Raw genomic sequence first — 328 nt, forward strand, 5'->3', positions numbered from 1 at the left:
GTAGTCTCAGTAACACCACCAGAGGTGACTGTATAAATAAACTCGTCAGAACCGTTGTAGTCTTGGTCTGGCGTGTAAGTAATGGTGCCGTCGTTGTTCACAACCACACTGCCATTTGCAGGGCCATCGCCCGCTTCTACTGATACAACTGGTGATTGACCTTCGAAACTATCGTTGTCTAACACATCCAAAATGGTTGGTGTATCTTCAACGATATCTGCACTATCAGCGACAATATCGGCAACGGCATTGACTGTGAAATCAACTTTCTGACTCACTTCCAAACCACTTGGATCTGTGGCTGTAAAAGTAAGCTCTTCAGAACCAT

At 45.1% G+C, this 328-nt stretch carries 1 protein-coding gene; it reads right to left on the reverse strand.

Annotated features, from left to right (window positions below):
* Window positions 1-278: Ig-like domain-containing protein (locus tag ATB76_RS26930; protein ID WP_240538067.1), on the reverse strand; the 278-nt coding region annotated here is incomplete at its 3' end.
* Window positions 279-328: the final 50 nt, after the last annotated feature.

The sequence above is a fragment of the Vibrio sp. MOR3 genome (assembly GCF_001557775.1).
Classification (GTDB): Bacteria; Pseudomonadota; Gammaproteobacteria; order Enterobacterales; family Vibrionaceae; genus Vibrio; species Vibrio jasicida.